The organism is Polynucleobacter sp. MWH-CaK5, from assembly GCF_018687615.1.
Taxonomy (GTDB): domain Bacteria; phylum Pseudomonadota; class Gammaproteobacteria; order Burkholderiales; family Burkholderiaceae; genus Polynucleobacter.
In genome coordinates, this window is record NZ_CP061299.1 from 801,930 (window position 1) to 823,384 (window position 21,455).

Here is a 21,455-nt window from a genome sequence, read left to right on the forward strand (position 1 = left end):
AACTTCGTTATATGAAATATTCCTTGCTCAGCTAACCTAGCGTTTTTAGAATTTGAATAAGACAAAAAGGGCTTAGCCCTATTATTAGAGCGAAGTAACGAGGAGACATGCATGGCTGATCTACCACAACAACAAAATGGGGCTAATGGCTCTCAGGATATCGATCCGATCGAAACCAAAGAATGGATTGATGCGTTAAATGGCGTCATCCAACAAGAGGGTGTTGATCGCGCAGCCTTCTTAATTGATGAGCAGATTTCTCATGCACGTGTGAGTGGTGTGGTTCAGCCATTCCACGCTGAAACTCCTTATATCAATACGATTCCGGTAGAGCAGCAAGCCAAGCTTCCTGGTGATCAAGAGATCGAGCACAAGATTCGTTCTTACACTCGTTGGAATGCCATGGCGATGGTCTTAAAGGCCAACAAAGACACCAACGTTGGTGGACATATTTCATCGTTTCAATCAGCGGCCACTTTGTACGACGTCGGTTTTAACCACTTTTGGCACGCACCTTCTGATAAGCATGGCGGTGATTTGGTATTCGTCCAAGGTCACGTTGCAACGGGTGTTTATGCCCGAGCTTATATGTTGGGTCGTTTAACAGAAGAGAATTTAAATAACTTCCGTCAAGAAGTTGATGGCAAAGGTATCTCAAGCTATCCACATCCTTGGTTGATGCCAGATTTTTGGCAGTTCCCTACAGTATCGATGGGCTTAGGCCCGATCATGGCTATTTACCAAGCTCGCTTCATGAAGTATTTGCAAGATCGTGGCATGGCCCAAACCGAGGGAAGAAAAGTTTGGGCTTTCTTGGGCGATGGTGAAACAGATGAGCCTGAGTCATTGGGTGCCATTGGTATGGCTGGTAGAGAAAACTTAGACAATCTTTGTTTTGTTATCAACTGTAATTTGCAGCGTTTAGATGGCCCAGTGCGCGGTAACGGAAAAATCATTCAAGAACTTGAATCTGAATTCAGGGGTGCTGGTTGGAATGTGATCAAACTAATCTGGGGTACTCATTGGGATGCTTTGTTTGCCCGAGATAAAAAGGGTATTTTGATGAAGCGTCTTGGTGAAATCGTGGACGGTGAGTACCAGACCATGAAAGCCAAGAGTGGTGCATACGTTAGAAAGATTGTTTTCAATACACCTGAATTAGAAGCTTTGGTTGCTGACTGGAGCGATGAAGATGTTTGGAATCTTAATCGTGGTGGTCATGATCCACATAAAGTCTATGCAGCATTCCACGCAGCAGCTAATCATAAAAATCAACCCACCGTTATTTTGGCCAAAACCATCAAGGGTTACGGCATGGGTGGCTCAGGCCAGGGCATGAACATTGCTCACCAAGCCAAGAAAATGAATATCGAAGACATCAAGGCATTTAGAGATCAATTCAAGATCCCAGTGCCTGATGACAAGTTGGAAGAGTTGCCTTTGGTCAAGTTTGAAGAAGGCAGCCCTGAATTGAATTACATGCGCGAACGTCGCATGGAGTTAGGTGGCTATTTGCCACAGCGCAGAGCCAAAGCAGAAAGCTTGGAAGTACCAAAGCTTGAAGTATTTGCCCCATTGCTTGAGGCAACTGTTGAAGGTCGTGAGATTTCAACAACGATGGCTTTTGTACGTATGTTAAACATGGTTGTGAAAGACAAGACCATTGGTAAGCGTGTGGTGCCGATTGTTCCTGATGAATCTAGAACTTTTGGTATGGAAGGTATGTTCCGCCAGTTAGGCATTTGGAATCAATTGGGTCAGCTTTACACACCGCAAGACCATGATCAGTTGATGTTCTACAAAGAGGACAAGCACGGTCAAATTTTGCAAGAGGGTATCAATGAAGCTGGTGCGATGTGTGACTGGATAGCTGCAGCTACATCCTACTCAACACACGGCGTACCAATGTTGCCGTTCTATATTTTCTATTCAATGTTTGGTTTCCAGCGCATCGGCGATTTAGCTTGGGCTGCTGGTGATATGCGCAGTCGTGGTTTCTTGTTGGGCGGTACTGCGGGTAGAACTACATTGAACGGCGAAGGTTTGCAGCACGAAGATGGCCACAGTCATTTGTGGAGTGGTGCGATTCCAAACTGTATCAGCTATGACCCAACCTTTGCTTTTGAATTAGCTGTGATTATTCAAGATGGTATGCGTCGTATGATGACGAATCAAGATGATGTTTATTACTACATCACTTTGATGAATGAAAATTATGCTCACCCAGCAATGCCTAAGGGTGCTGAGAATGACATCTTGAAGGGCATGTATCGCTTGACCAGTGTGGGCGATGCAAAAGCCAAGCTAAAGGTTCAGCTCTTGGGAAGTGGCACGATCTTCCGTGAAGTAATTGAAGCTGCCAACATGTTGCGTGATGATTGGGGTGTTGCTTCTGATATTTGGGGTTGCCCAAGCTTCACAGAATTAGGCCGTGATTGGAATGCCGTCTCACGTCAAAACATGTTGAACCCAACTGATAAGCCAGTTCTTTCTCATGTTGAAAAAATGTTGAAAGACACAACAGGCCCAGTGATCGTTGCTACGGACTATGTGCGTTTGTTCCCAGAACAAATCAGACCAGCTATTCAGAATATCGGTAAGAGATACACCGTATTGGGCACAGATGGTTATGGTCGCTCCGATACTCGTGAGAAGCTTCGCCATTTCTTTGAGGTGGATCGTCGTTGGGTCACAGTTGCAGCCCTTAAGACATTGGCTGATGAGGGTCAGATTGATCACAAGAAAGTTGCTGAGGCTATCAAGAAGTACGGCCTTGATCCTAAAAAACCAAATCCAATGACTGTGTGAGGAAACTAAGATGAGCCAAGTGATAGAAATCAAAGTTCCTGATATTGGAGATTATGACGGCGTTCCAGTGATCGAGGTCCATGTAAAACCTGGTGATGTCGTTGAAAAAGAGCAATCTTTGGTGACTCTAGAATCAGATAAAGCCACCATGGATGTTCCTTCATCTCATGCTGGCGTGGTCAAAGAAGTCAAAGTAAAAGTAGGCGACAGCATCTCTGAAGGTCATGTGGTGATTCTTTTGGAAGAATCAGGTTCTGCATCAAGTCAGGCTGCCCCAGCAGCGACTGCTCCAGTTGCGCCACAAAAAGCAGCCGCCCCAGCACCAGCTCCAGCTTCTGCTGGTTTGGTGAACGTCAACGTTCCTGATATCGGTGATTACAAAGGCGTGCCCGTGATTGAAGTTCATGTGAAGCCTGGTGATGTTGTAGATAAAGAACAATCGTTGGTGACCTTGGAATCAGATAAAGCCACCATGGATGTTCCTTCTTCACATGCTGGTGTGGTCAAGGAAGTGAAAGTAAAAGTTGGAGATAGTATCTCTGAGGGTGATTTAGTGGTAATTTTAGAATCTTCAGCTGCAGGTTCTTCATCAGTTGCAGTAGCAACTAAAGCTCCAAGTGCTGCTCCTGCAGCAGCTTCTCAAGTAAGTGCTCCAGCACCGGTTAAAAGTGCGCCTCAAGCATCAGCACCTCGCACTGAATCTGTTCCAGCAACCGGTGCAATCAGTCATGCAAGTCCATCTGTTCGTAAATACGCCAGAGAACTTGGCGTTGACGTGACGAAGGTGATTGGTACTTCAGCAAAAGGCAGAATTTCTCAAGAAGACGTTCAGGCTTATGTGAAAAATATCATGACTGGACAAGCGGCATCTCCAGCGGGTGCTCCTGTAGCAGCATCTGGTGGTTTGAATTTATTGCCATGGCCAAAGATTGATTTCAGCAAATTTGGTGAAACAGAAACCAAGCCGCTGTCACGTATTCAGAAATTGTCTGCTGCTAATCTATCTCGCAACTGGGTCATGATTCCAGCAGTGACTTATCACGAGGATGCTGATATCACTGATTTAGAAGCGTTCCGTGTGATGACCAATAAAGACAATGAAAAGCAAGGTATCAAAGTCACCATGTTGGCCTTCTTGATTAAAGCGGCTGTTAATGCTTTGAAGAAGTATCCAGAATTTAACAGTTCATTGGATGGCGACAATTTGGTGATGAAGAAATACTTCCACATTGCTTTTGCTGCCGATACGCCGAATGGTTTAGTTGTCCCAGTTGTGAAGAATGCCGATAAAAAAGGTATTTTTGAAATTGCAAAAGAAACTGGAGAGTTGGCCAAGCTTGCGCGTGAAGGCAAATTAAAGCCTGATCAAATGCAAGGTGCTTCATTCACGATCTCTTCTTTGGGTGGTATTGGTGGCACTTACTTTGCACCAATCATCAATGCTCCAGAAGTTGCTATTTTGGGTGTTAACAAAGCCAGCATGAAGCCTGTTTGGGATGGCAAACAGTTTGTACCAAAATTAATTTGCCCATTGTCACTCACAGCAGATCATCGCGTGATTGATGGTGCCTTAGCAACAAGGTTCAACGTTTATTTGGCAGAGTTATTAGCTGATTTCCGTCGTGTTGTTCTTTAAGGAAAATTGATATGCCTACAATAGAAATCAAAGTTCCTGATATCGGCGATTTTCATGATGTGCCCGTGATTGAAGTTTTAGTTAAACCGGGTGATCAGGTTGAAAAAGAGCAAGCACTATTGGTGTTGGAGTCTGACAAGGCGACCATGGAAGTGCCAAGCGAGCAGGCTGGCAAAATTGTTGCTATCAGTGTGAAGATTGGTGACAAGATCAATCAAGGCATGGTGATTGCTACCCTTGATGTAGCAACTGATGCTCCTAAAGCGGCACCTGCACCATCAGCAGCGAAAGAATCTGCACCTAAAGTAGAGGCGCCTCGATTGAATGTTCCTGCAGCAGGTTCTTATACTGGAAAAGTTGATCACGAATGTGACATGCTGGTCTTGGGTGCTGGCCCTGGTGGTTACAGTGCAGCATTTAGAAGTGCTGACTTAGGTATGAATACCATCATCGTTGAACGTTATGCAACCTTGGGTGGTGTTTGTTTGAACGTTGGTTGTATTCCATCAAAAGCTTTGTTGCACACAGCTGCCATCATGGATGAAGTTAAAGCTATGGCAGCGCATGGTATTTCATACGGTGAGCCAAAGATTGAAATCGACAAGTTGCGTGCTCATAAAGAAACCGTGATTGGTAAGTTAACGGGCGGTCTTGCTGGTATGGCCAAAGCTCGTAAAGTTAAAACAGTGCGTGGTATTGGTCGATTCTTAGATGCTTATCACGTTGAAGTTGAAGTAACTGAAGGTGACTCTAAGAAAACCAATGGTCAAAAGGAAGTGATTCGTTTCCAAAAAGCCATTATTGCTGCAGGTAGCCAAGCTGTGATGTTGCCTTTCTTGCCAAAGGATCCAAGAATTGTTGATAGCACTGGTGCATTAAAGCTTGAGAAAGTTCCCAAGCGAATGTTGGTCATTGGTGGAGGCATCATTGGCTTAGAAATGGCGACTGTCTACAGTACTTTGGGTAGCAAAATTGACATTGCTGAAATGTTAGATGGTTTGATGGCTGGTGCAGATCGTGATTTGGAAAAGGTATGGGAGAAAGTGAATGCCCCGCGTTTTGACAACATCATGTTGAAGACGCGCGCCAGTAAAGCTGAAGCAAAACCAGACGGTATCCATGTGACCTTCGAAGGTGAAAAAGCTCCGGCAACTCCTCAGGTATATGACCTTGTTTTGGTTGCAGTTGGTCGCACGCCAAATGGTAAGAAGTTAGATGCCGATAAAGCTGGCGTGGCGGTTGATGAGCGTGGCTTCATTCCTGTTGATAAACAATTGCGTACGAACGTTGATCATATTTTTGCCATCGGTGATTTGGTTGGTCAACCTATGTTGGCTCATAAAGCGGTTCATGAAGCTCACGTCGCGGCAGAAGTTGCAGCAGGGCACAAGGCTTTCTTTGATGCCAAGCAAATTCCATCTGTGGCTTACACAGACCCAGAAGTGGCATGGGCTGGACTCACGGAAGAACAATGTAAAGCTCAAGGCATTGCTTATGAAAAAGGTTTGTTCCCATGGGCAGCCAGTGGAAGAGCGATTGCTAATGGTCGCGATGAAGGTTTTACAAAGTTGTTATTTGATAAAGAAACTCATCGCATCATTGGTGGCGGCATTGTTGGTACCCATGCTGGCGATTTGATTGGTGAAGTATGTTTGGCCATCGAAATGGGTGCAGATGCTGTTGATATTGGTAAAACAATCCATCCACATCCAACACTTGGTGAATCTGTTGGTATGGCTGCTGAGGTGGCTCATGGTACTTGCACAGATTTGCCGCCCACCAAGAAAAAATAGTTAGCTGTCGGAGTTAACTCTCACAGTCTCCAGGCATAAAAAAACCCCCGCGCGAGGCGGGGGTTAAAAGGTACTTGTAGATTAGATCTAACTGGGTACCGAGGAGACAACTGTTACTACATCAATTCTTTACATGCCACTATGATGATTCATATGGCTTGCATGTTGCTTACTTCTTGCCGCGAGCAGCTTTAACAGCTGTATTAGCTGCGGCATTGAAGTTGTTCTGTGCCAAATCTACCGCTTGCTTGATAGATTTTTGAGTTGTTTCATAGGCATTGTTTGCTGCAGCCATGGCTTGTTTGATAGCCTGGATCGTTGCTTCTGAACCAGCTGGGGCATTCTTTGAAAGCTCTTCAACCATGCCGTTCATGCTGCCACTGCTTTTCTTCAACTGTGACTCAGCTACAGAAGTGAATGTTGTTTGAGTTTCGTTAGCAATGTTGTAAAGATGACGGCTATAAGACATGATCTTTTCTGCTAGAGGCTGAACCATACCAGCTTGCATAGCCATTAATTGCTGTGCATCACGCACTGAAAGGGCTTGCTTTGCATTCTGTACGTTTTCAGTCATTGCAGTCTTTGCTACTGCCATATTCAATTCAACTAATTTCTCAACGCCTTCAAAGGCTTTGTTCGTTAAATTCAATAATGTTTCTAAGTTAGCTTTGTTTGCTGCTGCGATTTGTTCTGGGGTTAATGTCATGATTTCTCCAAGTAATTTAAAGGGTGAACAATAAATGTTGCACTGCACAAATTGAAGTATATGTCTTAAATACCTTAAGTCAAGCCCACATTGTGAAAAAAAGGCAAAATCAGGGGGTGAAAGCCTTTTATACCGACCATTTTGTCCTTCCACTCCCAGCTGGACACCGTTTCCCGATGCAAAAGTACCGCTTATTGAGGGATCAGGTAGCGTTATTTGATGGTTTGGAGCTTAAAGAGCCTGAAGCTGCCAGTTATGAAGATTTACTCAGAGTTCATGAGCAAGGCTATGTTGACCGAGTCATTCAGGGTCAATTAAGCCCAGCTGAAATCCGAGAAATCGGCTTTCCATGGAGTGAACCCATGGTTGAAAGATCTAAAAGATCTGCAGGAGCAACCATTCAGGCATGTATGAGCGCTATCAAGGATGGGGTTTCAGTCAATCTCGCTGGTGGCACGCATCACGCATATTCTGACAAGGGCAGTGGCTTTTGTGTCTTCAATGATGCTGCGGTCGCTTCAAAATATCTTCAAAGCTTAAAAAAAATGAATGTCGCCATCATTGATCTCGATGTTCATCAAGGCAATGGCACAGCAGCTATTTTGGGTAAAGACCCTAGTTGCTACACACTGTCTCTTCATGGAGAAAAGAATTTCCCCTTCAGAAAAGAGTCGAGTCATCTGGACGTGGGGCTCACCGATGGATGTTCCGATGATGAATATTTACTTCATCTGACCCATGCGCTGAATCAGATGGAGTCTGAATTCAAGCCTGATATGTTGATTTACCTGGCAGGCGCAGATCCTCACGAAGGTGATCGGCTTGGGCGTTTGAAGTTAAGTCTTCAAGGCCTATGTCTGCGAGATCAAATGGTTTTGGACTTTGCTAAAACACATGACATACCAATTGCGATTGCAATGGCAGGTGGGTATGGCATCAATATTGAAACAACGGTTGAAGTACATGCTCAAACCGTACAATTGGCTCTTCAACTATTTAAACAATTAAAGGCCAAAAAATAAATGAGTAATTCATGGATTCGATTTTTAACGCCATGGATTGCGCCAATTTTTGTGATCATTTGGAGCACGGGTTTCATCATTGCTCGTTATGGCATGCCTCATGCTGAGCCAATGACATTTCTGAGCATGCGCTTTTTAGGTGTGCTGATTTGTATGATCCCAATTGTGCTGCTCTGGAAAGCCCCTTGGCCAAGACAGTCACAAATCATCCACATTGCGATTGCCGGCATACTCCTGCAAGCTGGTTATTTAGGTGGCGTATGGGCTGCTGTTCGTGAAGGAATGTCTGCAGGACTAACAGCTCTGATTGTGGGTCTACAACCAATTCTGACCGCCTTATTGGCATCTTGGGTGGCTGAAAGAGTGCGACCTGTTCAGTGGCTTGGCTTGGTGATCGGATTATTGGGAGTTGGTTTGGTTGTTTGGGCCAAGATTGTCATGATTGGCTTCAGTGATTTAAGTTTTATATTCATCATCATTGCATTGTTATCCATCACTGCAGGAACCCTTTATCAAAAAAGGTACTGCCCACAGTTTGATTTGCGTACCGGCTCGGTGATTCAATTTGTTGCTTCAGCAGTCGTTTGTGTGCCACTCATGATGATGTTTGAAACCAGAGAAATTGCTTGGGTTCCAGAATTGATATTTTCATTGTTGTGGTCCATATTGGCTTTGTCGATTGGCGCCAGTTCTTTGTTATTTGTGATGATTCGACATGGAGCAGCGACCAAGGTCACCAGTTTGATGTATTTGACCCCTCCCACCACAGCATTGATGGCATGGTTCTTATTCAATGAGCCAATCACATGGACAATTGGCCTTGGGATAGCCCTGACCATGGGGGCAGTTTTAATGGTCAATAAAGCCTCATCAGGCAAGTAATACCTTATCATGTCATTTATTCACTAAAACTAACTAATTAAATAGCTTAGAAGAGACTGATGATATTTAGAAGTAATTTGTTGCGTAAATTGATGGTTGGATTGTTGAGCAGTTCTTTGTTGCTTGGAGCACAAGTGTCTTTTGCTCAAAGTGCAAGTAATAAACAAACAACCCAGCAGGCGGCCAAGAAAAAAGTAGCCCCAAAGAAGCAAAAACAAGTTAGAACATCTACCACTCGAGCTAAGTCTGCAAAAGCTCCTGATGAAAAGCGACCATCATTTGCTGCTGCCATGGGTTTGCGTGGTAATCAGGATGACCTCAATTTAAAGTCGAGCGTGGCGTTGATCGTTGATCGTCAAACACATGAAGTATTGTTTGAAAAAAATGCTCATGCAGCATTGCCAATTGCATCCATCACCAAATTGATGACATCTTTGGTTGTGCTTGAAGCTCAACTGCCATTGGATGAAACAATCGTGATTGAGCAATCAGATGTGAATGCTTATCCTGGCCGCACTCGCTCTCGAGTAACCCAGGGAGCTAAAATGTCGCGCGAACAAGCCATGCTTTTGTCTTTGATGTCTTCTGAGAATCGAGCATCACAGGCCTTGGGCAGAAATTTTCCTGGTGGCATACCAGCCTTCGTTGATGCGATGAATGCCAAAGCAAAGTTACTCGGCATGAGTCAATCTAAATTTGCAGACCCTACAGGTCTATCCAGTGAGAATGTTTCTAGTCCAGAGGATTTGACTCGTTTGGTTGAAGCGGCTTATCAATATAAAGTCATTAGAGAGTTTTCAACTAGACCTGATTACAGCATCATGATCGGTAAGCGCGAACAAAAGTTTGTTAACACCAATCGCTTGGTCAGGGCCAGTGATATGGACATCGGACTTCAAAAGACTGGTTACATCTCTGCTGCGGGCCGTTGTTTGGTGATGCAAGCCAAAGTTGTTGGCCGTGATGTGGTGATGGTGTTTTTGGATTCTGTTGGTACGCAGTCTCGTTTTGCTGATGCTGTGCGTGTCAGAGAGTGGTTGGAAGCCAACCCAAACCCTGAATCAATCAGAAAGCTTTAATTAAACAGAGTAATTTAAGAGGACTTAAGGCTTGGTTTGTAGCCCAAGCTTTTTGAGATCTGCATCGCAGTATCTTTGAGTGACTTGAGCCATTCATCTTGCATGCGCTCAGTGGGTGCTGATAAAGATAGACCGGCAACTAATTTGCCAGTGTCATCCAAAATGGCTGCAGCCATACAACTAACACCCAATTCTAATTCTTCATCATCTCGGGCATGCCCAACACTTTTTACCAAATCTAATTCTTTTTCTAACTGTGCCAAATCGTTGATACTATTTTGAGTATGGCCATTCAAGCCTGTTTTACTCACATAATTTTTCAACTTCACAGAATCATCATCAGCCAAGAAAAGTTTACCGACTGAAGTTAAATGAAGTGGGGCTCTGCCACCGATGGCGCGAACCACTTGCATGCCTGATCTCTCACTATAGGCACGATCGATATAAACAATTTCATCACCTTGTCGAACAGACAGGTTAACTGTTTGACCTGTGAGCTTATGCAAGGCTCTCATTGGTAATTGAGCAGCATCCCTGACAGATAGTCGAGCCTTCACCAAATTACCTAATTCAAGAAGTTTTAAACCTAAGCGATAGGTGCCACTGTCTGCACGCTCAACTAAGCGGCAGGCAACCATGTCATTCAAAATTCGGTGAGCAGTAGAAGGGTGCAAATCAGTTAGCTCAGACAGTCTTTTAAGACTCTGGGCTTCGTCACTATCTGCGAGGGCATCCAGAAGACTCATCATGCGGTCCAAAACCTGGATAGCTGTTCTGCTTGTCATGCCGCCATTTTAGCCCTAAATGTGCCAAATTGCACATTATGAAAAGAGAAGCTTAAAATCCGCCTTTTAAAGCCTTTGCGCAGTCAGAAACCAGCTTAGGACCTTTATAAATCAAGCCACTATAGAGTTGGACCAGGCTGGCACCTGCATTGATCTTGTCTTTGGCGTCTTGGCCAGACATGATTCCGCCGACGCCAATAATGGGGACTTGACCCTGAAGGGTGCGGTGCAGCTCTTGGATCACATGATCGGAAGAACCTTTGACTGGTGCCCCGGAAAGACCACCTGCTTCATTACCAAACGGTAAGTGCGCCACTAAATCACGGGCAATGGTGGTGTTGGTCGCAATCACGGCATCAATCTTATTTTTGATCAGCAATTCTGCGATGGTCTGAATCTGATCCAAGTCCAAATCTGGAGCTATTTTTAGGAAGAGCGGAACTTCTTTCTTGTGCAGGTCGCTCAGTACCTTTTTTTCTTCGGCAATCGCGCTTAACAATGAACTTAATTCATCAGCACCTTGCAACTGTCTTAGATTCTTTGTGTTTGGTGATGAAATATTGACTGTGATGTAGGAGGCAATGTCGTACACCTTTCTCATGCAAATGAGATAGTCATCAGCAGCTGATTCAATTGGAGTCGTGGCATTTTTGCCAATGTTTAAACCTAATACTCCGCCACTTTGCCAAAAATCAGATTTCCTCACGCGTGACACACATGCGTCTACGCCATCATTGTTAAATCCCATGCGATTGATCAAGCCTGATACTTCTGGAAGGCGAAACATTCTTGGTAAGGGATTGCCAGCTTGCGCTTTAGGAGTCACTGTGCCAATTTCTATAAAACCAAAACCCAAATCAGCCAAAGCATCAATGTGTTTACCGTCTTTATCCAATCCTGCAGCAAGACCGACGGGGTTGGGTATTTTTAAGCCGCAAAAAGTTCGTTCATCGCGAGCAATCTTTTCTTGCGATAAAAAGCCCAAGCCAAGAGCGTGTACTTTATCGAGGGTGTTCAAAGTCAAGTTATGCGCACGTTCAGGGTCCATGGCAAATAAACAAGGCTTGACGAGAGGGTAGAGATTCATCAGTGTTGGATCTTTAGGTAATTAATTGCGTTGCCACACATCGTTGACCAATATTTCTAATGGTTCAAACTGTGCTTTGTATGACATTTTAGGGCTTTCTTCAATGTAGTAGCCCAAGTACAAGTAGGGTAACTGAAGTTTTTTGGTTTGTTCTATTTGCCACATGATCGTGAATGTTCCATAACTGGCGCTTGGAACACTTGTATCAAAGAAGGTGTACACGGAAGACAAGCCACTTTGAACAATATCAATGATGCTGACAATCCTTAACTTGCCTGGCTCTTCACCATCAGGGCCATCTCTGAATTCAATCATGCGACTGTTCACTTTACTTTGCAGTAAAAACTGTTTGTATTGATCTTGATCATCGGCATCCATGCCGCCATGAAGATGGCGATCATGTTGGTAGGACATGTAGAGATCGTAGTGTTCTTGAAAAAATTCTAAATGACCAATTTTTACTTCAAGATTCTGATGTTTTTTAAATGCTCGTTGTTGATATCGCTTGGGTTTGAAGCGTTCAACATCAACGCGACAGGCGATGCATGCTTTACAGCCATCACAGTAAGGTCGATAAGTGTATAAACCACTGCGACGAAAACCACTCGCGACTAATTCACCATAAACATCAGCATGGATCAAATGAGTAGGCGTTGCTACTTGAGAACGTGCTTGATGATGCGCTAAGTAACTGCACTCATAGGGAGCAGTTGCATAGAACTGAAGGGTGGTGAAGGGGAGTTCTTTTAATTTACTCATGCCGGTTGGCTTAGCCAATGTTGCAAAACACTCTTATTAAAACTCCAAATGGGATTAATTGCAGTAGTTTTCTCGCGCACATGGTTTAAAAATTCTGTGCGTGGAATCGGATATCCACCCAATGAACTCAAATGTGCTGTTTCTTGCTGGCAGTCAATCATCTCGATGTCTTGGGCAATCGCCCAGGCGCATAGGCTTGCAAGAGCAATCTTTGAGGCTCCTGTTTTTTGAGAAAACATAGATTCACCAAAAACCATTTGACCTAAATTAACGCAATACAAACCGCCAACACGTTGACCTTGATGGAAAACTTCAATGCTGTGTGCATTGCCTTGCTCATGTAATTGGCCGTAGGCATGCATGATGGCGTGTGTGATCCATGTGCCATCTTGACCTGATCTAGATTGTGTTGCACAGGACAGAATGGTCGCATGAAAATCATCATCGACCTTTACTTGCCAATCCTGATCGATCAAGACATTCTTAATTTCTTTTTTGAAATTCTTGCTGATTTTGAAGTTTTTCGGTTTAAGCACCATTCTTGGATTTGGCGACCACCACAAAATGGGTTGCCCATCTGAGTACCAAGGGAAGATTCCTTGTTGATAGGCACGCAGTAATTGCTCTGCGCTGATCTCTTCACTGATGGCTAATAGACCAGGAACTTCTGGATCGGGGTCGGCATCACTCCAAGGTGATGGAAATGGATCATTCGGTTGGAGCCAGGAGAGACCCATGTTGATCAATATTTCCGATCAATGCGTTCATCGTAGCCAACATCATCCAGATGAGTCGCAATCTTATCTGCCTGATTAAGGCGACCAGAGTTTTTATCCTGAAAATACCATTCAAGCGTTTTTCGAACCGTTGGAAATGCCAAGTCATCCCATGGAATATCTTTTTCGGCAAACAATTCGACTTCTAAACTTTCAACTCCAGCTTGATATTTAGGCTCCATGAGTTTTGCTAAATAGAATAAATGAACCTGTTCAACGTGTGTGACATTCAACAAAGAAAACAAAGGGCCGATTTCAACGCTTGCACCTGCCTCTTCAAGCGTTTCTCGTTTAGCGCCATCCTCGGTGCTTTCTCCAACTTCTAGAAAGCCTGCGGGTAAGGTCCAGTAGCCAAGCCTTGGCTGTATGGCTCTTTTACACAAAAGGACTTTATCTTGCCAAACTGGAATAGTGCCCACCACGTTGCGTGGGTTTTCATAATGAATGGTTGCGCAGTCTGAACAAACGTGCCTCTCCCTCGTGTCGTCGAGAGGAGTTTTCAAGGTCACGGTTGAACCGCATTTTGGGCAGTAATTCATTGCATCATTATCGTTTAATTTGTGGTTTTCACGATGCCACGCAAGGCATTGGTGAAAATCAATTCTTCGGCATTCAAGACATCGAAACGAGTGATATTTTGCTCAATTGCTTTGTAGTTTTGATCCTTCAAGATGATTGATCTCATCACTCCAGGTAAGCATCCAGATAAAAGCGGGGGTGTTAGCCATTGACCATCTTTTTTGATAAAGATATTTGATCTGCCGCCTTCAGTCACAAACCCTTGTTCGTTCATGAATAAAGCATCAAAGGCACCCAATTTTTCAGCTGCTAGCCACGCTTGGTCATACAGTTTGCGGCGCGTCACTTTGTGTCCCAATAATTGATCAGTGGAAGACATCGTTGTATCAGTTGCTAAAAGATCACTGGCCCAAAGAACAGGGCCTGGATCAAGATTCTGAATCACAGCTGTTTTGACGCTGAGTAGTCCTTCTGCTGATAAATCTAAGCGAAGTCTGTGTATTAAATTAGCATCAAGCTGTGAACAAGTCTCTTGTATCAAATGAATCGCTTTGTTTGAATCAAATTGAATTTTTAATTCGATAGCAGATTTGAAGATTCGTTCAAGGTGCATGTCCATGTGACAGGCTTGTCCTTGTTCTATGCGAATTGTTTCGAATAATCCAATGGGTTCAGATTGATCTTGTAAGGCGTATAAAAATCCAGCTTTGGTTTGGCACTCATGCCATTCATCCGCGCTTTCAGAATCAATGGTGATGCCACCGCCAACGCCCATTTGAAAACTTTGATCCTTTGCAAGCTCCAAGGTTCTGATCACAACGCTCATCCCAAGGTCACCTAATCCAGCTTCTGAGCTCGGATCAAACCAGGCAATAGCGCCACAGTAAAGATTCCTTGGTGCTGACTCTAAAGATTGAATCAACTCCATCGTTCTCTTCTTGGGGGCTCCTGTGACGGAACCACATGGAAAAATAGCAAGAAGTAATTCTTTGAGTCTTAAATTTTCTTTAGATTTTGAGCTGATGGTTGATGTCATTTGTAAAACATCACCATGCTGCTGCACTTCAAATAAATTGGGCACTTTAACTGTGCCTGGCATCGATATTTTGCTTAAATCGTTGCGGAGTAAATCAACAATCATGACATTTTCAGCACGATTTTTAGCATCATCATGAAGCTCTTCAGAGCTGCTCTCGCCAACCTTTGCCGTGCCTTTCATGGGCTTGGTCATCAAGGTGTTATTTGATTTCTGTAAAAACCATTCAGGGGAGCAAGATAAGACCCAGCCATTTGGATGATCTATATAGGCACCGTAAGGACCTGGTTGTTTTTGTCTGAGTATCTCGTAGGCTTTGAGCGGTGAGCCGTTCAATTGGCCATTGATTCGGTAGGTGTGATTGACTTGATATGTATCGCCAGCCTTGATCCACTCTTGAATCTTAGAAATATCTTCTTCAAATTGTTCTTGAGTGATGCTATTGCTGGTGTTCGTAATAGGCGGCTGATCGGCTGCTTGATTAACTGATGGAATGAGTTCAGCTTTGAGCCATTGACTCACTTGCTCTTTGCTGAGCTTTTGAACATCTTTAAAAACCCAAGCTTGCACCCAAGGTGTCTTAGATTTTTTTGGTGTTAAACCTAAAAGGTATTCGCCAAGCTCATAACTGAAACAAGTAACTACGTGATACTGATTATGAATGGCTTGTTCAATTTCTGCGAGTGCTGCATCAAGATTGCCAGCATTGCTTGCTTGTATGTTCTTTAACGGAGACTGATACAGCCTGCTACTTGGATTATTGCTTGAGCTTTGAGCATCATCGAGCAAGATGGTGCAAGAGAGATGCTCAAAGTCAGCCATCGATTACTTGCCTATAACTTTAGCGCTATTGATCACAATGGTTGTGCTTGGCACATCTGCAAAAGGACGCTTACTTACAGTGCTCACAGCCTTGATCTTGTCGATCGTTTCTGTGCCTTTGATCACCATGCCAAACACGGCATAACCATGACCATCTGGACGAGGGAAATCCAAGTTCTTATTGTTCACAACGTTCACAAAAAACTGTGCAGTTGCAGAATCAGGGACATTGGTTCTTGCCATCGCAATTGAATAAACCACATTGCTCAAGCCATTATTTGATTCAAGCGGAATTGGGGCCTTGGTTGGTTTCTGTTGCATGTCAGGAGTAAACCCACCGCCTTGCACCATGAAGTTGTTGATCACGCGATGAAAAATCGTGCCGTTATAAAAACCACTGTTCACATAGCCCAAGAAATTCTCAACTGTCTTTGGTGCTTTTTCAGGATTCAGTTCAACAACGAAGTCACCCATGCTTGTTTTGAATTCAACCTTGGGACCTGCAATGCTAAGAGTTGATGCAGTCAGGAGAAGAGCGGCTAATAGTTTTTTCATGGAATGAGTCAGTTTTATTGGAAAGTCTAAGTATGCCAAATATATTGAGGTAATAAAAAAGCCCCTCAAGTGCATGAAGGGCTTTATAAATTTGGTTGCGGGGATAGGATTTGAACCTATGACCTTCGGGTTATGAGCCCGACGAGCTGCCAGACTGCTCCACCCCGCGTCTGAAGAATGAAACTATATCAGGTTAAACCCTAAATAGCAAGGAGAACCTGGCTTTCTATCCAGTAATCCCATGTCTTTTAAAGAAAAAATTAGACTAAGTAGCTTATTTCTCATATTTGTTATGTGAAAATCCGCACATGCAAAAACATCTGACTTATGCCCAATTAGTCGCTCCTGGCATTTACTGTGTTGACACTGGATTTGTAAGAGAGCAGTTTGATGCCAGTTATATGGTGATTGATGGTGATGAAGTTGCCTTCATCGACGTGGGTACCAATTACTCTATCCCCAGATTTTTAACGACCCTGGATGAGCTTGGCTTAAAGACCCAGCAGGTCAAATACATTGCTTTGACTCATGTTCATCTTGATCATGCTGGTGGTGCCGGTGAAATGATGAGAGCTTGTGATCAAGCTCAGTTACTTGTTCACCCCCGCGGTGCTAGACACATGATTGACCCGAGTGCTCTTAGAGCAGGAGCAGTAGGTGTTTATGGAGAAGAGATCGTTGAGCAATCCTATGGCCAATTGTTGCCAGTTGATGCTGCCAGAGTTGTAGAAGTGGGTGAGGGTCATCAAATTCATTTGGGTGGCAGAACACTTCATTGTTTAGATACACCTGGCCATGCCAAGCACCATATCGCCATTTGGGATCCTATTAGTCGGGGTGTTTTCACCGGCGACACGTTTGGTCTTTCATATAGAGAGTTTGATACGGCTGAAGGCGCCTTCATCATGCCGACCACAACCCCAATTCAGTTTGATCCTGAGGCTCTGAAGGACTCAGTTTTGCGAATTTCAGCTCTGAAGCCTGATTGTCTATTTCCGACCCATTTCAGCCGAATCAATGGTGTTGAGCGCTTAAAAGGTCTTTTTTTAGAACAATTGGATGAAATTGTTGTTTTAGCGAAACAATTAAAAGATGATGCTAATCGTCACGCAATGCTAAAGGATGGAATGGCCAAGATTCATATAAATCATTTAAAAACAATGAATTGCAAACTTACCGCTGCTGAAATCACTGAATTTCTTAAGATTGATTTAGAGCTCAATGCGCTTGGAATTTGCCATTGGCTGGATAAGTCATAGTTTGGGCTTAATTAATGTTGCGTCGCAATATGGTCGGCATATAATAAAAACATCATTTATCAGGGAGTGACTGGTGTCCATCAGTAATCCGGAAAATTCACAATCGTCTTTGTTGAAGCCAGTTGAGCTTCATGGCCAGGATGGCCACCATAAAGGCAGTACTGCAGCTTTGGCTATTGCAGCTATTGGCGTTGTTTTTGGTGACATTGGCACAAGCCCTTTGTATGCGCTGAAGGAATCATTCAGCCCAAGTCATGGCATCCCATTCAGTCAAATGGCCGTATTTGGCATCATTTCAATGATGTTCTGGGCAATCTTGTTAGTGGTGACCTTCAAATATGTTCACTTTGTGATGAGGGCAGACAATAAAGGTGAGGGTGGCGTGTTGTCTTTGATGGCATTAGCACTTCGATCACTTCAGTCAGGTAGTAAATCATATTTAACAGTGATGATGTTAGGCATGTTCGGTGCTTGCATGCTCTATGGTGAATCTGTCATAACGCCAGCCATCTCTGTTTTGTCAGCAGTGGAAGGTTTAGAAATTGCCACGCCCGAAATGAAGCGTTTTGTGATTCCAATCACCGTCACCATTTTGTTCGCATTGTTCGTGATTCAGAAATATGGCACGGCAGCCGTTGGTAAGTTGTTTGGTCCTATCACCATTGCATGGTTCATTTCACTGGCAGCCTTGGGCCTTTATAACGTCATCAAAGCGCCTGAAATCTTCAATGCCATTAACCCAATGTACGCCATCAGCTTTATTGGCGAACATACCTTGATGGCATTCATCGTCATGGGTTCAGTGGTTTTGGTGGTTACTGGTGTAGAGGCTCTTTATCTAGATATGGGCCATTTCGGTCGTCGCCCGATTCGTTACGCTTGGTTATTTTTAGTCTTGCCAAGTTTGCTGATGAATTACTTTGGTCAGGGCGCTTTGCTCTTATCCAACCCTGAGGCCATTAAAAATCCTTTTTACTTGATGGTGCCTGAGTGGGCCCTGTGGCCGATGGTGGGCTTAGCAACAGCCGCCACTGTGATTGCATCTCAGGCTGTTATCTCAGGAGCATTCTCATTGGCAAACCAAGCCATTCTTTTAGGCTTCTTGCCTCGCATGGGTATTCGTCATACCTCTGATAACGAGAGAGGTCAGATTTACATTCCAGTAGTGAATTGGTCACTCTTGATCATGGTGCTATTCACCGTGATTGAGTTTAGAGAATCAGGTAATTTGGCAGCAGCTTACGGCATATCAGTCACCACCACCATGTTGATCACCACCATTCTTTTGGCGATCGTGATGCGTCGTGAGTGGCACCTTAATCCTATCGTCATTGCTTGTTTGATCGCAGCTTTCTTGGTGATTGATTTGACATTCTGGACTGCCAACTTGATCAAGTTAAAAGATGGTGGTTGGTACCCATTGTTGATTGGTGTGATTTGTTTCACTTGTCTCATGACTTGGTACAAGGGTAGAAAATTACTGCGCGATCGCATTGTTAATGAATCTATTCCATTAGAACCATTCGTCGCTGGACTATTGGCTCATCCACCTCATCGAGTTGAAGGCACGGGAGTCTTTTTAACGGCTCACATCGATTATGTTCCTGTGGCGATGCTACATAACCTCAAACACAATCGTGTCTTGCATGAGCGCGTTTTCTTCTTGAAGTTAAGTATTTGGGATGTCCCTTATGTGAATGATGAAGAGCGTCTAACGCTCAAAGACATGGGTGGTCAAGTTTATTTGGTTCGCTCAGTGCACGGGTTTAAGGAAACGCCAGACATCAACAAAGTATTGGCGCTGATTGAGGCTCAATATCAACTGAAGTTTGATTTGATGGAAACATCCTTCTTCTTGGCTCGGGATACGGTTGTGTCTTCAAAGTTGCCAGGAATGGCTTTGTGGCGTCAAAGGTTGTTTGCTTGGATGTTCCAAAATGCCGCAAAACCCTCAGACTTCTTCCAAATCCCAACCAATAGGGTGGTGGAGCTCGGTGCCAAGATAGAAATTTAAGTTTTTTAGGCATAAAACGCTAATGGCTTTATCCTTAGGCTTATGAGCTATTACAGAATTTCACTTGGCGTCTTTTTCACCTCATTGTCATTGCTGACAGTGACATCTTTTGCCGGTCCAGCAGAGCTTGCTGAGCTTACGGAAATCGAAAAGAGTCAAAGTAATCTTAATCTTCAAAAAGATTGGGCTAAATACCGCTTAGAGAAAAAACAGCATGATTGTTACGACAAATTTTTCACGACCCGCTGTCTTGAAAAAGCTCGTTTAGAACATCGTCAAGAAATCAAAGAAATTCGTGCTCAAGAGATTCCAATGCGTGAAAGAGAACGTGTTCTTAAATCCATGATCAAAGATGAGCAGGATGAACAAAGAATTAAGGATCGCAACGATCCTGCCAAGGCAAAGCAGCGCGCTGATAATGTTAAAAATTATGAGCAAAAACAGTTGGATCAAACCAAACGCGAAGAAGATCTTGTGAAAAAACGTGCTGATTCAGAAAAGCGTGCTCAAGAAAATAAAAAGGCCAATCCGCTCTAATGGCGAAAATTAAATCTGTTTATGTTTGCCAGGCTTGTGGAGGTCTATCAGCCAAGTGGCAGGGGCAGTGTCCCAACTGCGAGGCTTGGAATTCCATGGAAGAAACTGTGGAAGACAAGCCTTCAACTAATCGCTTTCAAAGCTTGGCAAAAGCTGCACCAAAACAAAAACTATCCGTTATAGAAGCTGAGGATTTACCGCGCATCAGCACAGGTGTTGATGAGTTTGATCGGGTGTTGGGTGGTGGTTTGGTCACTGGTGGTGTTGCATTGATTGGTGGAGACCCTGGTATTGGTAAATCCACTTTGCTTTTGCAAGCGCTCGCAGCAATGAGTGCTAGAGGTGATTCTGTTCTTTACATCAGCGGGGAAGAGTCCGGCGCGCAAATTGCTTTGAGAGCAAAGCGCTTGGGAATACAGGCTCCTGATCTAGAAGTATTGGCAGAAATCCAGCTAGAAAAATTATTGGCGACCATTGAATCAGCCAGACCTACTGTGGTTGTTGTTGATTCGATACAAACCGTTTATTCAGAAGCTTTGAGTTCAGCTCCTGGTTCAGTGGCTCAGGTCAAAGAATGCGCAGCCCAACTGACACGCTTGGCCAAAACAACAGGTGTTTGCATGATCATGGTGGGCCATGTCACCAAAGAAGGTAATTTGGCAGGCCCTAGAGTCTTAGAACACATCGTTGACACAGTTTTGTATTTTGAAGGCGATACGCACTCATCGTTTAGGTTGGTTCGAGCCTTTAAAAACCGTTTTGGTGCTGTGAATGAATTGGGTGTTTTTGCCATGACCGATAAAGGTCTTAAAGGTGTGGCGAATCCATCAGCTTTATTCTTGTCGCAGCACGATCAAATCGTTCCTGGTTCTTGTGTGTTGGTGACGCAAGAGGGCAGTCGACCATTGTTGGTTGAGATTCAAGCATTGGTGGATGCAGCCCATGTTCCCAATCCACGCAGATTGGCTTTAGGTTTAGAGCAACACCGTTTGGCCATGCTTTTAGCCGTACTTCATCGTCATGCAGGCATTGCTTGTTTTGATCAAGATGTCTTCTTGAATGCGGTAGGTGGTGTAAAAATCACCGAGCCAGCAGCTGACTTGGCAGTTTTATTAGCTATCCAGTCATCCATGAAAAATAAAGCATTGCCAAAGAATTTAATTGTCTTTGGTGAGGTTGGTTTGGCTGGAGAAATCAGACCATGTCCAAGAGGTCAGGAGCGTCTCAAAGAAGCTGCCAAGTTAGGCTTTAAGCAGGCCATCGTTCCTAAGGCCAATGCCCCTAAAACAAACATACCTGGCTTAACTATTTTTGCTGTTGATCGAATTGATCAGGCCATTCAAGCCGCCAGAAATCTAGAGTGACGAATCTATAGTTTTT

18 protein-coding genes and 1 tRNA gene are annotated in these 21,455 nt (G+C 44.0%); 10 read left to right on the forward strand and 9 right to left on the reverse strand.

Going from position 1 to position 21,455, the window contains the following annotated elements; genetic code table 11:
• Positions 1-111 precede the first annotated feature (111 nt).
• The 3 genes from aceE to lpdA are packed head-to-tail and all read left to right on the forward strand — an operon-like array spanning position 112 to position 6,237.
• Complete coding sequence (aceE, locus tag GQ367_RS04105; RefSeq protein ID WP_215291735.1) at positions 112-2,808, forward strand: pyruvate dehydrogenase (acetyl-transferring), homodimeric type; 2,697 nt, start codon at positions 112-114, stop codon at positions 2,806-2,808.
• Positions 2,809-2,818: 10 nt separating this feature from the next.
• Positions 2,819-4,444, forward strand: coding sequence for a dihydrolipoyllysine-residue acetyltransferase (aceF, locus tag GQ367_RS04110; RefSeq protein WP_215291737.1), 1,626 nt, complete (start codon positions 2,819-2,821; stop codon positions 4,442-4,444).
• Positions 4,445-4,455: 11 nt separating this feature from the next.
• Entirely contained in the window at positions 4,456-6,237 is a 1,782-nt protein-coding gene (lpdA, locus tag GQ367_RS04115; protein ID WP_215291738.1) for a dihydrolipoyl dehydrogenase, read from the forward strand.
• A 169-nt stretch (positions 6,238-6,406) separates the two neighbouring features.
• Here lpdA and GQ367_RS04120 read toward each other — a convergent pair whose 3' ends face one another.
• A complete protein-coding gene (locus GQ367_RS04120) occupies positions 6,407-6,943 on the reverse strand; it encodes a phasin family protein (RefSeq protein ID WP_215291740.1) in 537 nt (178 codons plus the stop codon).
• A 116-nt stretch (positions 6,944-7,059) separates the two neighbouring features.
• On the opposite strand from GQ367_RS04120, the gene GQ367_RS04125 reads away from it, so the two are divergent.
• Genes GQ367_RS04125 through GQ367_RS04135 form a run of 3 tightly spaced genes read left to right on the forward strand, consistent with a single transcriptional unit; the run spans position 7,060 to position 9,926 of the window.
• Positions 7,060-7,965 carry a histone deacetylase gene (locus GQ367_RS04125; protein WP_251370210.1) on the forward strand — a complete coding sequence of 302 codons (906 nt, stop codon included), beginning with the start codon at positions 7,060-7,062 and terminating at the stop codon, positions 7,963-7,965.
• Positions 7,966-8,847 (forward strand): DMT family transporter, encoded by an 882-nt coding sequence (locus tag GQ367_RS04130; protein ID WP_215291742.1) that lies wholly within the window; start codon positions 7,966-7,968, stop codon positions 8,845-8,847. It begins immediately after the preceding gene.
• A gap of 59 nt (positions 8,848-8,906) precedes the next feature.
• Complete coding sequence (locus GQ367_RS04135) at positions 8,907-9,926, forward strand: serine hydrolase (protein ID WP_215291744.1); 1,020 nt, start codon at positions 8,907-8,909, stop codon at positions 9,924-9,926.
• Between the two features lie 14 nt (positions 9,927-9,940).
• Here GQ367_RS04135 and GQ367_RS04140 read toward each other — a convergent pair whose 3' ends face one another.
• From GQ367_RS04140 to GQ367_RS04175, 8 genes are all read right to left on the reverse strand, one after another.
• Positions 9,941-10,711: an IclR family transcriptional regulator gene (locus tag GQ367_RS04140; protein WP_215291745.1), complete on the reverse strand. Its 771-nt coding sequence runs from the start codon at positions 10,709-10,711 to the stop codon at positions 9,941-9,943.
• Between the two features lie 52 nt (positions 10,712-10,763).
• Positions 10,764-11,798, reverse strand: coding sequence for a quinone-dependent dihydroorotate dehydrogenase (locus GQ367_RS04145; protein WP_215291747.1), 1,035 nt, complete (start codon positions 11,796-11,798; stop codon positions 10,764-10,766).
• Between the two features lie 21 nt (positions 11,799-11,819).
• A complete protein-coding gene (locus tag GQ367_RS04150; protein WP_215291749.1) occupies positions 11,820-12,557 on the reverse strand; it encodes an arginyltransferase in 738 nt (245 codons plus the stop codon).
• Positions 12,554-13,294 carry a leucyl/phenylalanyl-tRNA--protein transferase gene (gene aat / locus GQ367_RS04155; RefSeq protein ID WP_215291750.1) on the reverse strand — a complete coding sequence of 247 codons (741 nt, stop codon included), beginning with the start codon at positions 13,292-13,294 and terminating at the stop codon, positions 12,554-12,556. Before aat ends, GQ367_RS04150 begins: the two co-directional genes overlap by 4 nt.
• 5 nt (positions 13,295-13,299) lie before the next feature.
• The gene (locus tag GQ367_RS04160) at positions 13,300-13,872 is read right to left on the reverse strand and encodes an NUDIX hydrolase (RefSeq protein WP_215291752.1); all 573 of its coding nucleotides are present in this window, start codon (positions 13,870-13,872) and stop codon (positions 13,300-13,302) included.
• A gap of 14 nt (positions 13,873-13,886) precedes the next feature.
• Positions 13,887-15,710 carry an aminodeoxychorismate synthase component I gene (pabB, locus tag GQ367_RS04165; protein ID WP_215291754.1) on the reverse strand — a complete coding sequence of 608 codons (1,824 nt, stop codon included), beginning with the start codon at positions 15,708-15,710 and terminating at the stop codon, positions 13,887-13,889.
• 3 nt (positions 15,711-15,713) lie between these two features.
• Positions 15,714-16,265, reverse strand: a complete 552-nt coding sequence (locus tag GQ367_RS04170; RefSeq protein WP_215291756.1) for a peptidylprolyl isomerase — start codon at positions 16,263-16,265, stop codon at positions 15,714-15,716.
• Between the two features lie 92 nt (positions 16,266-16,357).
• Positions 16,358-16,434: transfer RNA gene (locus GQ367_RS04175), tRNA-Met, on the reverse strand.
• Between the two features lie 139 nt (positions 16,435-16,573).
• On the opposite strand from GQ367_RS04175, the gene GQ367_RS04180 reads away from it, so the two are divergent.
• The 4 genes from GQ367_RS04180 to radA all read left to right on the forward strand — a co-directional run bounded on the left by GQ367_RS04180 (position 16,574) and on the right by radA (position 21,439).
• The gene (locus GQ367_RS04180; protein ID WP_215291758.1) at positions 16,574-17,524 is read left to right on the forward strand and encodes an MBL fold metallo-hydrolase; all 951 of its coding nucleotides are present in this window, start codon (positions 16,574-16,576) and stop codon (positions 17,522-17,524) included.
• Between the two features lie 112 nt (positions 17,525-17,636).
• Positions 17,637-19,538 carry a potassium transporter Kup gene (locus tag GQ367_RS04185; protein WP_251370228.1) on the forward strand — a complete coding sequence of 634 codons (1,902 nt, stop codon included), beginning with the start codon at positions 17,637-17,639 and terminating at the stop codon, positions 19,536-19,538.
• A 42-nt stretch (positions 19,539-19,580) separates the two neighbouring features.
• Positions 19,581-20,075, forward strand: coding sequence for a hypothetical protein (locus GQ367_RS04190; RefSeq protein WP_215291762.1), 495 nt, complete (start codon positions 19,581-19,583; stop codon positions 20,073-20,075).
• Positions 20,075-21,439 (forward strand): DNA repair protein RadA, encoded by a 1,365-nt coding sequence (radA, locus tag GQ367_RS04195; protein WP_089516619.1) that lies wholly within the window; start codon positions 20,075-20,077, stop codon positions 21,437-21,439. Before GQ367_RS04190 ends, radA begins: the two co-directional genes overlap by 1 nt.
• The last annotated feature ends 16 nt before the right edge of the window (positions 21,440-21,455 follow it).